Consider the following 12,996-nt stretch of genomic DNA (forward strand, 5'->3'; position numbering starts at 1 on the left):
TGATCAGCAGCCGAGGAGGGCGGGCAGGCCGGACAGGTCGGGCAGTTCGTCGTAGGGCTGGTAGGCGGTGCTGCCGCGGCGGCCGTAGCGGTTGATCCAGACCCGGCGCCTGAGGCCGAGGTCGCGGGTGGGGATGAGGTCGTACTCCCAGCCCTGGGCGGTGTGGATCACCTGGGACGGGTCGACGCCGATGGTCTGGTACGCGTGCTCGAAGGTCTGCCGGTCCGGCTTGTACGCCTTCGCCTGCTGGGCGGTGATGACGTGGTCGAACTCGACGCCGATGTTGGTGATGTTCCGCGCGATGAGCTCGTCGTCGGTGTTGGAGATGATCGCGATCTCGTAGCGGGACTTCAACGCCCGCAGGGCGTCCGGGACTTCGGGGAAGGGCCCGAAGGTGGGGACGGCCTCGACGAGGGCGTCCCCGTCGGACTCGCGGTACTCCAGGCCGTGCAGGCGCATCGCCATCTTCAGGCTGGAGTGCAGGACTTCGTGGTACGGCCGGTACGGCTCGAGCACCGCCTGGAAGCGGATGACGCGGAAGTCGTCGAGGAACTCGTCGACGTCCAGGCCGTCCAGGTCGAGCCGGTCGGCGAGGACCTTCAGGGTGGCCGGGGCGAGCTGGAAGTCGACGAGGGTGCCGTAGGCGTCGAAGGTGACGATCTCTCGCATGAAGTTCAGCCTCGTTTCAGGGGATTCAGACGATTTTCTGGCCGGGGGCGACAACGGCGTCGAGTGCCGCGAGGTCGGTCGCGTCGGGGATCCAGCCGACCGCGGCCGCGTTGGCGGTGACCTGTTCGGGGGTCATGGCGCCGCAGATGACCGAGCCCACGGCGGGGAGGGCGGCGAGTGCGCCGACGGCCACCTGGAGGAGCGTGAGTTCACGTGCGGCGCCGTACGCGGTGAGGGCCTCCACCCGGTCGAGGGCCGCCTCGGTGAGCCAGCCCTGCCGCCAGGAGAGGCGGCTGCCCGGCGGTGGTGGCTCACCGCGCCGGTACTTGCCGCTGAGCAGGCCGTTGGCCAGCGGGTAGTACGGGAGCAGGCCCGTGCCGGTGCGGAGGCAGGCGGGGATCAGGTCGGTCTCGGCGCTGCGGTCGAGGAGGTGGTAGCGGGCCTGGGTGCTGACGAAGGCGTCGGTGAGTTGGTCGGCGGGGAGATTGGAGCAGCCGAGGTGTCCGATCTTGCCTTCCTCCACCAGCTCCAGCAGCGCGGAAATCGTCTCGTCGAGCGGGGTGACGCCGTCCGGCTCGTGGTACTGGTACAGGTCGATCCGGTCGGTGCCGAGGCGGCGCAGAGAGGCCTCGACGGCGTGGCGGATGTAACGGCGGGAACCGCGCGGGCCGTACCTGTCCTCGCCCATCTCCATACCGAACTTGGTCGCGAGGACGACATCGTCCCGATGGCCCTTGAGGGCGGCCCCGAGCAACCGTTCGCCGTCGCCGCGCGAGCCGCCGCGGTCGCCGAACCCTCCGTACATGTCGGCGGTGTCGTACAAGGTGATTCCGACGTCGAGAGCCGCGCGCACAACGGCTTTCGTGTCCCCCTCGTCGAGACGGGAGCCGAAGTTGTTGCCGCCGAGGCCGACCACCGAGACGGTCGGTCCGCGTTCACCCAGCCTGCGATACCTCATGAACCGTTCCCGAAGCCGATGCAGACGTTCTTGGTCTGTGTGTAACTCGCCAGCGCCTCAAGGCCCTTCTCCCGGCCCCAGCCGCTGTGCTTGTAGCCGCCGAAGGGGAGCTCGATGCCGGTGCCGACGCCGGTGGCGTTGACGTAGACCTGGCCGGCGCGGATGCCCTCGGCCATGCGCAGCGCCTTGTCGATGTCCCGGGTCCAGACGTACGAGGCGAGGCCGTACGGGGTGTCGTTGGCGATCCGCAGGGCCTCCTCCGCGTCGTCGAAGTCGATGACCGTGACGACCGGGCCGAAGATCTCCTCGCGGGCGCACCGGGCCTGGTTGGTCAGGCCGGTCAGCACGGTCGGCTCGATGTAGTAGCCGTCGGCGAGTGCGGGGTCGTCGGGCGGGCCGCCGCCGGTGCGGACGATCGCGCCCTCTTCGCGGGCCAGGTCCAAGTAGCCCTGTACACGGTCGCGTTGGCGGGCGGCGACCAGCGGGCCGACGTCCGGATCGTCCGGGCCGGGGCCCAGCCGCAGCGCGGCGGCGTGCGCGACGAGCTTGTCGAGGAACTCCTCGGCGCCGCGCTGGAGCAGGATCCGGGTGCCGGCCGAGCAGGTCTGCCCGGCGTTGCCGAAGGCGGAGCCCGCGACGGCGCCGAGGGCCAGGTCGAAGTCGGCGTCGGCGAAGACCACGACCGGCGACTTGCCGCCCAACTCCACGACGGAGGGCACCACGTTGGCCGCGGCGGCCTGTGCGACCTTGATGCCGGTGGGCACGGAGCCGGTGAAGGTGACCTGGTCGATGCCGGGGTGTCCGGCGAGGGCGGCGCCGGTTTCGGCGTCGCCGGGCAGGACGTTCAACACCCCTGGCGGCAGTCCGCATTCAAGGGCGATACGGGCGATCTCCAGCGGCGTGAGGGGTGCTTCCGGTGACGGCTTCAGCACGACGGTGCAGCCGGCGGCGAGGGCCGGGGCGGAGCCTCTCGCGGTGTTCTGGAGGGGGTAGTTGAAGGGGATGATCTGGCCGGAGACACCGATGGGTTCACGGACGGTGTAGTCGATGAGGCCGGGGCCGAGGGGGATCGTGGAGCCGCTGAGTTTGTCGGCGACGCCCGCGTAGAACTCGTAGTAGCGGGCGGCGGCCTCGACGTCGGCCCTCGCCTGGCTGAGCGGTTTGCCGACGTCGCGGCTCTCCAGGTGGGCGAGGCCCTCGCCCTCGGCGCGGATGGCCCGGGCGATGCGGTTGAGCAGTCGGCCGCGGTCGGCGGCGCGCATCCGGGCCCACTCGGGCGCCGTGAAGGCCGACCGGGCGGCCGCGATCGCCCGGTCCACGTCGGCCGCACCGGCGAGGGCGACTTGGGCGATCACCGTTGCGTTCGACGAATCGAGGACGGTGAAGGTGCGGCCGTCGGCGGCCGGGACCTGCTTGCCGTCGACGAACAACAGCCGAGTGTCCTCACTCACGGCCGGATCTCCCCCTCCACCGCGCCGAAGATGACGACCTCGTCGCCGGGGTGGACGGTGCGGATCCGGCGCACCCAGAGCACGATCCCGTCCTGCGGGGCGCGGACCTCCTCGAGGGTGTCGCCGTAGTGGTCGACGACGTGGGCGATCAGGTCGCCCTGCTTGCAGTTCTCCCCCGGCTCGGCGTGCCCGACGAAGAAGCCGCCGGCCGCGGAGCGGGCGAAGGTGCCGGTGACGGCCGTGTAGGAGTCGCGCAGTGCGGGTGCGCCGTCGGTCATGCCGAGCTGCCGCATGATGTTGCGGACGGAGTCGATGTGCAGCTCGACGGTCGACTCCCGGTACGTGCCACCGCCCGCCTCGATGGTGATTGCCGGCTTGCCCGCGGCGAGGGTGGGGTGGCGGACGGTCCCGCCCCACTTGCCGCCCTTCCAGACCAGCTGGTGTCCGGCGGCCAGGCCGATGTCCGTGGCCAGGTCCTCGTAGCCGCCCTGGACGATGGCCAGCGGGGCGATCTCGCCGAACGTGCCGCCGGTGTGCAGGTCCACGAGGGCGTCGATGGCGGGGACGACCTGCTCGACGAAGGTGGCGGCCAGGCGCAGCGAGTAGGAGCCCTCCGGGTCGCCGGGGAAGATGCGGTTGAGGTTGAGGTGGTCGAGGCCGCTGGAGCGGGCGGCCGCCTCGAAGGCCGGGGTGTTCATGCAGGGGATGCCGACGAGGGTGCCGCGCAGTGTGGTGGGGTCGGTCTCGGCGAGTACGCGGCGGACGGCCTCCTGCCCGTCGTACTCGTCGCCGTGCACGCCCGCGTCCACGCACAGCACCGGACCGGGCTCGGTGCCGTTGACGACGATCAGCGGTATGCCGAGCTGCACGCCGTAGGTGCTGGTGCCGACGGGGAGGAGGCCCTGGGCGCGCTCGCCCGGGGCGACGGTCAACGGACCGATGGAGTACATCAGTTGCTGCCTTTCGGATGCGGGGGTCACAGGCGGGCGGAGGCCTCGTCGAGGGTGTCCGCGATGATGTCGGCGATACGGTCGAGGAGTGCACGGTCGCTGATCAGCGGGGGCGCGATCTGGACCAGCGGGGCGGCGCGGTTGTAGACGCGGGCGAGCAGGCCCGCCTCGCGCAGGCGGCGCGGGATGAGGTCGGCGACGAGGGCGGCGCGGGCGGTGTCGCTGAAGGCGCCGCCGTCGAGATCGCCGACGAGCTCACAGGCGTAGAAGAAGCCGGCGCCGCGGACGTCCCCGACGATCGGCAGGGACGTCAGGGATGCCATCCGGGTCGCGAGGTGGTCCTGGAGGGCGCGGACGTTGTCGAGAATGCGGTCGCGTTCCATGATGTCGAGGCTGCGCAGGGCGATGGCCGCGCTGAGCGGGTGTCCGGCGAAGGTGTAGCCGTGATTGAGGACGGCGCCGGGCCGGTTGAGGACCTCGGTGACCGCGCTGCTGACGAGAGTGGCGCCCATGGGGGCGTAGCCGGCGGTGATGCCCTTGGCGACGGTGACGATGTCGGGGCGGGCGCCGTAGCGGTCGCCGCCGAACCACTCCCCCAGCCGGCCGAAGGCGGTGATGACCTCGTCGGCGACGAGCAGGAAGCCGTGGCGGTCGGCCAGTGCCCGCAGCCCTTCCCAGTAGCCCTCGGGCGGGGTGATGCAGCCGCCGCGGTTCTGCACCGGCTCGGCGATCAGCATGGCGATCGTCTCCGGTCCCTCGGCGAGGATCGCCGCCTCCAACTCGCCCAGCAGATGGGCCGTGAAGGCCGTGTCGTCCGCCAATTCCCCTGCCAGACCGAAGCGGTTGGTGTTGGACACGAACCGGGTCTCGATCGCGGGCGGGCCGTACGGCTCCTTCAGGCCGGGGTCGTCGGTGAGCGAGAGGGCGCCGACGGTCAGGCCGTGGTAGGCGCCACGGCGGGCGATCGCCTTGGTGCGGCCCGGCTCGCCGCGCAGGGCGTGGTAGCGGCGGGCGATCTTCCAGGCGGTCTCGACGGCTTCGGCGCCGCCGCCGGAGAAGAAGGTGTGCTCGATGCCGACGGGAGCGATCCGGGAGAGCCGCTCGGCGAGTTCGATGGCGGTCGGGTGCGCGGAGGCGGACCACAGCGGGCTGAAGCACAGTTCGCGCAGCTGGCGGTCGGCTGCTTCGGCGAACTCGGCGGCGTAGGAGTAGCCGAGCTGGCAGCAGTACAGGCCGGAGAGGCCGTCGATGTGGCGTCTGCCGTCCGCGTCGTCGACGTACGGGCCCTCGCCCCGCCGCACGACGAACAGGTTCTCCCCGTCGGTACCGAGCGAGCCGTTGGGGGTCATGTTCAGCAGCAGGTGCCGGGCCGCGGAGGCGGAGAGTTCGCCGGACGGGGTGCGGGTGCTCGTGGTCATGGGGTCTCGCTTCCGGCGGGCAGGCCCACGGCGGTCTCCGTCGGCAGCAGACCGTCCTGCCGACCGCCGCCGAGCCGGCGCACGACGCCGACCAGGGCGAGGGCCACGACGGCCACGGCGATGAGCAGCGCGCTGACGGCCGTCACGGACGGATCGACGTCGTACTGAAGGACGTTGAACACCTGGACCGGCAGCGTCACGGTGTCCACGGAGGACAGGAACTGGGAGATGAAGAACTCGTCGAAGCTGGTGATGAAGGAGAACACCGCGGCGGCGACCAGTCCGGGCATGGCCAGCGGGAAGGTGATGCGCCGGGCGACGGTCAGCCTGCCCGCGCCCATGCTGGCGGCCGCGTCCTCGAGGCGTTCGTCGATGCCCTTGAGGGTGGCCATGAGGATCATCACGGCGATGGGCGAGGCGAGCACGGTGTGGCCGAGGGCGATGGCGATCGGGCTGCCGAGCATCGCGGCGGGTTCGAAGAGGAGGAACAGGCCGAGGGCGATGACGACTTGGGGGATGACGAGGGGCGCCAGGACCAGGCCGTAGACCGCTGAGCGCAACGGCAGTTCGCTGCGGACGAGGGCGGTGGCCGCGGTCATGCCGAGGACGAGCGAGAAGACGGTGGTCAGCGCGGCGACCAAGGCGCTCAGCGACAGGGCGGCCGGCCATTTGCTGCCCTCGGCGAACAACTGCTTGTACCAGCCGAGCGTCCAGGACTCGGGCGGGAAGGAGCCGAAGGCGTCGTTGCCGAAGGAGGTGACGACGATGAGGACGATCGGCAGGGCCAGGAACAGCAGGACCAGCGTGGAGAAGACAGCCAGAGAGATGCGTCCGGCGAGCGTCGTGCGGAGTCCGATCACGAGGTGGCACCCCGCTTCCGGTACGCCTCGCCCGCCGACTTCAGCAGCCTGAGGAGCAGCAGGCCCGCGAAGGTGAGCAGGAGCAGGATGATGCCGAGCGCGGAGGCGCCGTTCCACTGGTTCTGCTTCATGACCTGCTCGTCGATGAGCGAGGCCACCATGGTCTGCTTCGGGCCGCCCATCAGGGCCGGGGTGAGGTAGTAGCCGAGGCAGAGGATGAAACACAGCACCCCGGCGTTGACCAGCCCGGGGGCCACCAGCGGCAGATAGACCCGGCGGAAGATGGTCACCCGTCCCGCGCCCATGCCGGCCGCGGCGGCGAGCAGCCGCCGGTCGACGCCGCGCATGACGGCGTACAGCAGCAGCACGGTGTACGGCAGCATCACGGAGGTGGTGCCGATGACGACGCCGACCTCGTTGTAGAGCAACTGGAACGGCGCGCCGGGGATATGAAGGCCCGTCAGGACGTTGTTCACGACTCCGTGTTCGCCGAGCAGGATGATCCAGCCGTAGGTGCGCACCAGGGCGCTGATGAAGTGCGGGACGATCACGACCAGCATCACCAGCCCCGCCCACAGGGGCTTGAGCCGGGTCACGGCGGAGGCCAGTACGAAGCCGACGACCAGGCTGAGCAGGGAGGTCTCGGCGGAGATCCGCAGGGTGGTGAGCAGGATCTCCAGGTTGGCGCCCTGGAAGGCGTCGGCGTACCAGTGCAGTGTCCAGCCGCCCTTCTCGCCCTTCAGGCTGAGCAGGAGGGTGCTGAAGATCGGGTAGACGAAGAGGACCAGCAGGTAGACGACGACCGGGGCGGCGTTCAACAGGCCGAAGCGGGTGCGGCGTTCGGAGAGGGCCCGGCGCAGTCGGCTCACCGGTGGGGGTACCACGGCGGGCGCCGGTTTCGTGGTGAGGACGGCCATGCTCACCGCCCGGGTTGCGGGTCGGCGAAGACGCTGACGTCCGCGGGCTCGGCGGTCAGGCCGACGCGTTCGCCGGGGGCCGGGGCGCGTCCGGCGGGGAGTTCGAGCCGCACGGGATCGCCGCCGTCGGCCGGGCGGACGGTGACGCGCACGAGGGTGCCGACGTAGGTGACCGTCTCCACGGTCGCCGTACAGAATCCGTCGCCGGCGGGACACAGGCCGATCCGGCCGGGCTGGATCGCGGCCCGCACCCGTCCGCCACCCGGGTCGGCCTGCGGGCGGGCCTTCAGCAGGCCGCCCGTGTCCAGGCGTACGAGCGTGTGGTCGTCGGACCGCTCCTTCACGTGGCCCGCAAGGAAGTTGGCGGCGCCGAGGAAGTCGGCGACGAACGGGGTGCGCGGGAGCTCGAAGAGTTCCCTCGGGGTGTCGAACTGGTCGATCCGGCCGTCGCGCATCACGGCGATGCGGTCGGAGAGGACGAGCGCCTCTTCCTGATCGTGTGTCACATAGACGACGGTGAGCCCGAGTTCCTGCTGCAGCCGCTTGATCTCGGTCTGCAGCTGGTCGCGCAGCTTCTTGTCGAGGGCGCCCAGCGGCTCGTCCATGAGGATCACCGGCGGCCGGTAGACCAGGGCCCGGCACAGCGCGACGCGCTGCTGTTGGCCGCCGGACAGTTCGCGCGGGCGGCGCCGGGCCATGCCCGCGAGGCCGGCCATGTCCAGGGTGTCGCCGACCCGGCGGCGCAGCTCCGCCTTCGGCACACCGCGCAGTTGCAGCGGGAAGGCGACGTTCTCCCAGACCGACATGTGCGGGAAGAGCAGGTACTGCTGGAAGACGAAGCCGAGACCGCGCTTCTGCGGGGCGAGGCGGGTCACGTCACGGCCGCCCACGACGATGCTGCCGGAGTCGGGGTCGCAGAACCCGGCGATCATCATCAGGGTGGTGGTCTTGCCGGAGCCGGAGGACCCGAGGAAGGTGACGAACTCGCCCGCCGCGATCTCCATGGAGACCTCGTCGACGGCGGTCACCGCACCGTAGGTCTTGCGAAGTCCCTTGACGGAGACGGGCTTTCCGGTGCCGGGTGGTGCTGCCTCCAACTGCTCCGGCCGTATGTCGAGTTCAGGCATGCGTCCACTCCTGCCAGCGCTTGGAGACGGCGTCCTGGTTCTTGATCCACCACTCGACGTCCAGGTCGAAGCCGGACTCCAGGTGCGCGGGCGAACTGGCCAGGTTGGCGGCCGTCTTGACGGAGAGCTTCTTGTAGGCGGCGGGCACGGTGGGGGCCATCGGGTACAACTCGGCGTAGTGCGCCTGCACTTCGGGCCGCAGCGAGAAGTCGATGAGCTGGTAGGCGGCGTCGAGGTTCCCCGCGCCCTTCGCGATGCCGAGGCCGTTGCTCTGCCGGCGGGCTCCGTTCCACTGGTAGGCGAGCGGGGCACCGCCCTTGATCAGGGCGTCGAGGCGGCCGTGCCAGACGCTGGAGGCGACGACCTCCTTGCGGCCGAGCAGGACGCCGGGCAGGGCGCCGGTGTCCCAGAACTTCTTGACGTCGCCCTTGATCGCGTCGAGGGACCTGAAGGCCCGGTCCACGTCCAGCGGGTACAGCTTGTCCGGGTCCACGCCGTCGGCCAGCAGCGCGAACTCCAGCTCGGGCAGGTCGGCGTCGACGGCCTGCAGAGCACGGCTGCCGGGGAAGGCCTTGGTGTCCCAGAAGTCGGCCCAGGAGGACGGCTTCTTCCCGCCGAAGGCATCGGTGCGGTACGCCATCACGCTCGCCCAGTAGTTCTTGCCGACCGCGTTGCCGGTGACCAGGGACTTGGCGATGCCCGCGGTCTTGAAGTTCTTCAGCCGGTCGAAGTCCAGCGTCTCGGTGGCGTCCTCCTTCTTGAACAGCACGAAGTCGGCCATGGAGTCGTCGATGACGTCGAACTGGGGGCGGCCCTGCTTGATCTGGGCGAGCATCTGCGCGTACTCGATGTTCACCACCTCGACCCGGATGCCGGTCTCCTTGGTGAACGGGTCGTAGACCGCCTTCTGGTTGGCGTCACCGTAGGTGCCGCCGCTGTTGCGGACGACGAGCGTCTTGGAGCTCTTGCCGCTGCCGCCGTCGACGGACCGGCTGGTGCCGGTGCCGCATCCGGTGAGCGCGGTGGCGGCGATGCCTGCTGCCACCGCGCCGACTCCGCGCAGGAACACTCTGCGGTCTGTCCGGACACCACGCGGCGGGGCCGCAAATTGATTCGTCACCGGGGGCCTCCTGGTGCTGTGAAACCTGGAATGGGGACGTGGGGGGATGCGTGCGGGTGAGTCGTACGGGGGGGGTGGATTGCGGGGCCGGCCAGGTCAGCGAGGTGCGGCGATGGCGGCCAGTTCGGTGCCGGGAGCGACCGTCAGGCCGTGCATGCCGTAGAAGACGCGTCCGCCGGCCGGTGTGTGGACCTTGTGCTCCCTGCCGTCCGCCGGGTCGATGACGCGGCCGATGACCTGGCCCTGCGTCACGTCGTCCCCGGCGGTGAACTCCGGGTACCACAGGCCGGTGGCCTCGGAGGTGACGCCGGCGACCCAGACCCATTCGCGTACCGGCGCGTCCGCCTCGTCCTTCGGGGCGAGTACGCCGAGTCGGCGCAGCAGGCGGTAGAGGCGGTCGACGAGGTGTCGTGCGCTGTCGGCGTCGCGTTCGCCGAGCTGCCCCGTCTCCACGAGGACGGACGGGACGCCCGCACGGACGGCGGCCGCATGGCTGTTGCCGCCGTCGGCGTTCAGCCCGACGACGACGTCCTCGACGCCGAGCGAGAGCGCCAAGTCCGAGCTCTTGGCGTCGAGTCGGGCGTCACCGGAGAGGCGGTAGCTGGCGAAGTTCCGCAGGACCTCGTCGATGCCTCCGGCGTGCAGGTCGACGAAGGCGTCGGCGCCGTCGAGGAGTCGGGCGAAGAGCCAGGCGGCCAGCCGTTCGGTGGGGCCGCCCTCGGGGTCGCCGGGGAAGACGCGGTTGATGTTCACGCCGTCGAGCGGGGAGACACCGAGGCGGCCCTGGTAGACGGCCGGGGGGTTGGCGACGGGGCAGACGATCAACTGGCCGTGCAGTTCGGCAGGTTCGAGGAGGGCGGCGAGCCGGGTGGCGGCGTCGATGCCGGTGAACTCGCCGCCGTGCACGCCCGCCGTGATCAGGACGCGAGGACCGGGGTGGGCGCCGTTGACCAGGGTCAGCGGGATGTCGACGGTCACGGCGCCGAGGTCGGCGGGGACGGTGCCGCGGGTCTTGGTGCCGGGGGCGGCGTGCAGGGCGCCCACGGCGAGCAGGTCGTCGGTCATCGTCGTCAGGCCTCCGCCCGGTCGAGGGTGGAGATGAAGTCGACGGGCTGGGGCGAAGTGCCGTCGAGCGCCAGGTCGGCGGCGATGTCGCCCATGGCGGGCGAGAGTTTGAAGCCGTGGCCGGAGAACCCGGCGAGCAGCACCACGTTCTCGGCGCCGGGCAGTGGGCCGACGAGCGGGCGGCTGCTCTCCGTGTAGCCCTCCATGTAGACGGAGAGTCGGATCGGGTCGGGGTGCAGGTCGGGCAGGTAGCTGCCGAGGAGTTCGGTGAAGACGTCCAACTCGCTCGGTTCCACGGTCCGTTCGAGCCGGTTCGGGTCGCCGGCCGGGCGGTGCAGCGCGCGGGACAGGCCGAGCTTGACGGAGACGCCGTCCGGGGAGGGCAGGCCGTAGCAGTGGGTGGGCGCGGTGCGGATGAACGCCGGGCGCTCCTCGCCGGACCAGGCGTCGGTGGTGGGCACGTACCAGGCGTTGATGAGCCGCCGGATGTCCACCTCCCAGGGCAGGTCCGGCAGCAGGTCGTTCACCCAGGGGCCGACGGTGACCACGGCCGCGTCGAACCGCTCGCCGCCGGTGTCGGTGCGGACCTCCACGCCGCCGCCGACGGGCACGATCTCGCGGACCGGGGTGTAGCGGTGGATGCGGGCGCCGAGCTCCTCGGCGCGGCGGGCGGCGGTGTGGATCGTCAACTCCGGCCGGATGAAGCCCGCGTGGCGGTCGAGGATCGCCGCGTCGCCGTCGTCGATCCGGAACTGCGGGAAGCGCTTGGCGAGCGCCTCGGCGTCGAGGACCTCGTGGTCGAGGCCGTGCTCGGCGATGGACCGCAGGACGGTGGCCATCTGCTCGTGCTCGGCGGGCCCCATCAGCATGCACCCCGTCAGCCGGCGCAGCTCGCGTCCCGTCTCCCGCTGGAGCTCCTGCCACAGGGCGTCGGCGTGCTTGAGCAGCGGGACGTAGCGGGAGTCCTCGAAGTGCGCGCTGCGGAAGATCCGGGTCTCGCCGCCGCCGGCGCTGCGGTCGTGGCCCGGGGCGAACCGGTCGTAGCCGACGACCTCCGCTCCACGGACCGCCAGCCGCCAGGCGGCCTGACTGCCCATCGTTCCTACACCGACGACGGCAACGCGCTTGCTGGCTGACACGGGGGTTCCTTTCGTACGCCGGGAGGGAGCGCTGGGCGGTCCCTTCACAAGGGGGCGTGCCACAATGTGGAACGCTGTGCTAGAATCTGGCACGAGCTTGGCAGCGGCTTCCGGAGAGCGTCAAGGGGCCGTGTGCGAGGGACCCGCAGAGTTAACGGGGGAAATCCGATGGAAATGAAGAGCGTCACCAGGTCACTGCGCATCCTGGAGGCGGTGGCGCAGCACCAGCCGGTGACCGTGGGGGAACTGACCAAGCTCTTCGGACTGCCCAAGTCGACCGTGCAGCGCACGCTGGTCACGCTGAACGAGGCGGGGTGGCTGCGGGCGAACCGCAAGGACACCACGCGCTGGGAGATCGGCGCGCGGGTGCTCGCCGTCCGGCCGGCGGCGCTGCAGGGGTCGAGCCTGTTCGCAGCCGCGCGGGAGCCCATGATCCGGCTGCGGGACGCCGTGAACGAGACGATTCACCTGTCGGTGCCGGATGCCCTGCAGTGCATGGTGGTCGTGGACCGGGTGGACTCCGATCACGCGGTGCGGACGTTCCACACGATCGGGGACACCTCGCCGCTGCACGCCACGGCGACCGGCCGCGCGATTCTGGCGCACCTCCCGACGGCGGACGTGGACGAGCTCATCTCGCGCGGGCTGGAGAGGTACAGCGAAGCCACGCCGGCCGACGGGGTCGCGCTGCGGGCGGAGTTGGAGCGGGTGCGGGCTGATGGCTATGCCGTCAACCGCAATCAGTACCGGCCCGATGTGTGCGCGGTGGCCGCGGCGATTCTGGACGAGGACGGGGTGCCCCTGGCCGCGGTGGCCGTGTCCATGCCGGACTCACGCTACGAGCCCGAGCGGCTGCCGGAGTTGGGCCGCCTGGTGGTGGACACGGCGGCGGAGATCGCGGCACGGCGGACGGGTGCGTGAGCTGGTGCACGCAGTCGAGTGCGTGCCCCGGCACAGGTGCCATCGTCCATCTCCGGCGTCGCGGCACAGGCAGAAGGGGTGACCGGCAGGGTCGAACAGCACGCGCGCGTTCTCCTGCGGTTGATCCGGCGCCGGCGACGCTCCCAAAGCGACGGCCTCGGCAACCGCCTCGTCCAGGTCGCCCACCTGGAAGTCGAAGTGCATCATCGTCCGCTGCTCACCGTCGGCCGGCGGCCAGGTGGGCGGCCGGTACCCGTCGGCCTGCTGGAAGACGACGTGGACGGATCCCTCGGTCGGGGCGACGACGACCGTCCCGGGCTCCTCCTGCACGATCGGCCACTCCAGCCGTGCCGAATGGAAGCGGGCCAGGACACCCGGGTCCGATCCCGGAAGGAACAGGC

Annotated in this window: 13 protein-coding genes; 1 reads left to right on the plus strand and 12 read right to left on the minus strand. The window is 70.9% G+C overall.

All coding sequences use genetic code 11. The features are described 5' to 3' along the window. Positions 1-3 precede the first annotated feature (3 nt). From ABZ880_RS07940 to solA, 11 genes are all read right to left on the minus strand, one after another. Positions 4-669 carry a haloacid dehalogenase type II gene (locus tag ABZ880_RS07940; protein WP_361258627.1) on the minus strand — a complete coding sequence of 222 codons (666 nt, stop codon included), beginning with the start codon at positions 667-669 and terminating at the stop codon, positions 4-6. 25 nt (positions 670-694) lie between these two features. Then, positions 695-1,627, minus strand: coding sequence for an aldo/keto reductase (locus tag ABZ880_RS07945; protein WP_361258630.1), 933 nt, complete (start codon positions 1,625-1,627; stop codon positions 695-697). Beyond that, positions 1,624-3,078, minus strand: a complete 1,455-nt coding sequence (locus tag ABZ880_RS07950; protein ID WP_361258633.1) for an aldehyde dehydrogenase family protein — start codon at positions 3,076-3,078, stop codon at positions 1,624-1,626. Before ABZ880_RS07950 ends, ABZ880_RS07945 begins: the two co-directional genes overlap by 4 nt. Next, positions 3,075-4,028, minus strand: coding sequence for a M14 family metallopeptidase (locus tag ABZ880_RS07955; protein WP_361258636.1), 954 nt, complete (start codon positions 4,026-4,028; stop codon positions 3,075-3,077). Before ABZ880_RS07955 ends, ABZ880_RS07950 begins: the two co-directional genes overlap by 4 nt. Before the next feature lie 26 nt (positions 4,029-4,054). Further along, on the minus strand, positions 4,055-5,446 hold the full coding sequence (locus tag ABZ880_RS07960; RefSeq protein ID WP_361258639.1) for an aminotransferase class III-fold pyridoxal phosphate-dependent enzyme: 1,392 nt from the start codon (positions 5,444-5,446) through the stop codon (positions 4,055-4,057). Further along, the gene (locus ABZ880_RS07965) at positions 5,443-6,306 is read right to left on the minus strand and encodes an ABC transporter permease (protein WP_361258642.1); all 864 of its coding nucleotides are present in this window, start codon (positions 6,304-6,306) and stop codon (positions 5,443-5,445) included. The genes ABZ880_RS07960 and ABZ880_RS07965 overlap by 4 nt, the downstream gene beginning before the upstream one ends. Continuing rightward, positions 6,303-7,223, minus strand: coding sequence for an ABC transporter permease (locus tag ABZ880_RS07970; protein ID WP_361258645.1), 921 nt, complete (start codon positions 7,221-7,223; stop codon positions 6,303-6,305). The genes ABZ880_RS07965 and ABZ880_RS07970 overlap by 4 nt, the downstream gene beginning before the upstream one ends. 2 nt (positions 7,224-7,225) lie before the next feature. Next, a complete protein-coding gene (locus ABZ880_RS07975; protein WP_361258648.1) occupies positions 7,226-8,350 on the minus strand; it encodes an ABC transporter ATP-binding protein in 1,125 nt (374 codons plus the stop codon). Continuing rightward, positions 8,343-9,395, minus strand: a complete 1,053-nt coding sequence (locus tag ABZ880_RS07980; protein WP_361258650.1) for an ABC transporter substrate-binding protein — start codon at positions 9,393-9,395, stop codon at positions 8,343-8,345. The genes ABZ880_RS07975 and ABZ880_RS07980 overlap by 8 nt, the downstream gene beginning before the upstream one ends. Positions 9,396-9,566: 171 nt before the next feature. Further along, positions 9,567-10,535 carry a succinylglutamate desuccinylase/aspartoacylase family protein gene (locus ABZ880_RS07985; RefSeq protein WP_361258653.1) on the minus strand — a complete coding sequence of 323 codons (969 nt, stop codon included), beginning with the start codon at positions 10,533-10,535 and terminating at the stop codon, positions 9,567-9,569. 5 nt (positions 10,536-10,540) lie between these two features. Beyond that, positions 10,541-11,674, minus strand: coding sequence for an N-methyl-L-tryptophan oxidase (gene solA, locus ABZ880_RS07990; protein ID WP_361258656.1), 1,134 nt, complete (start codon positions 11,672-11,674; stop codon positions 10,541-10,543). Between the two features lie 174 nt (positions 11,675-11,848). On the opposite strand from solA, the gene ABZ880_RS07995 reads away from it, so the two are divergent. Further along, positions 11,849-12,595: an IclR family transcriptional regulator gene (locus ABZ880_RS07995; RefSeq protein WP_361259226.1), complete on the plus strand. Its 747-nt coding sequence runs from the start codon at positions 11,849-11,851 to the stop codon at positions 12,593-12,595. On the opposite strand, the gene ABZ880_RS08000 is transcribed toward ABZ880_RS07995, so the two are convergent. Beyond that, positions 12,506-12,994: a VOC family protein gene (locus ABZ880_RS08000; RefSeq protein ID WP_361259228.1), complete on the minus strand. Its 489-nt coding sequence runs from the start codon at positions 12,992-12,994 to the stop codon at positions 12,506-12,508. The two genes, ABZ880_RS07995 and ABZ880_RS08000, sit on opposite strands and share 90 nt — an antisense overlap. Between the last annotated feature and the right edge of the window lie 2 nt (positions 12,995-12,996).

Source organism: Streptomyces sp. NPDC047043 (assembly GCF_040644055.1).
GTDB lineage: Bacteria > Actinomycetota > Actinomycetes > Streptomycetales > Streptomycetaceae > Streptomyces.

Bases quoted from the DNA above. Each gene is read 5' to 3' on its own strand.
- ABZ880_RS07940 (WP_361258627.1), bottom strand. From the start codon at position 669: ATGCGAGAGATCGTCACCTTCGACGCCTACGGCACCCTCGTCGACTTC.
- ABZ880_RS07975 (WP_361258648.1), bottom strand. From the start codon at position 8,350: ATGCCTGAACTCGACATACGGCCGGAGCAGTTGGAGGCAGCACCACCC.
- ABZ880_RS07960 (WP_361258639.1), bottom strand. From the start codon at position 5,446: ATGACCACGAGCACCCGCACCCCGTCCGGCGAACTCTCCGCCTCCGCG.
- ABZ880_RS07995 (WP_361259226.1), top strand. From the start codon at position 11,849: ATGAAGAGCGTCACCAGGTCACTGCGCATCCTGGAGGCGGTGGCGCAG.
- ABZ880_RS07970 (WP_361258645.1), bottom strand. From the start codon at position 7,223: ATGGCCGTCCTCACCACGAAACCGGCGCCCGCCGTGGTACCCCCACCG.
- ABZ880_RS07945 (WP_361258630.1), bottom strand. From the start codon at position 1,627: ATGAGGTATCGCAGGCTGGGTGAACGCGGACCGACCGTCTCGGTGGTC.
- ABZ880_RS07985 (WP_361258653.1), bottom strand. From the start codon at position 10,535: ATGACCGACGACCTGCTCGCCGTGGGCGCCCTGCACGCCGCCCCCGGC.
- ABZ880_RS07955 (WP_361258636.1), bottom strand. From the start codon at position 4,028: ATGTACTCCATCGGTCCGTTGACCGTCGCCCCGGGCGAGCGCGCCCAG.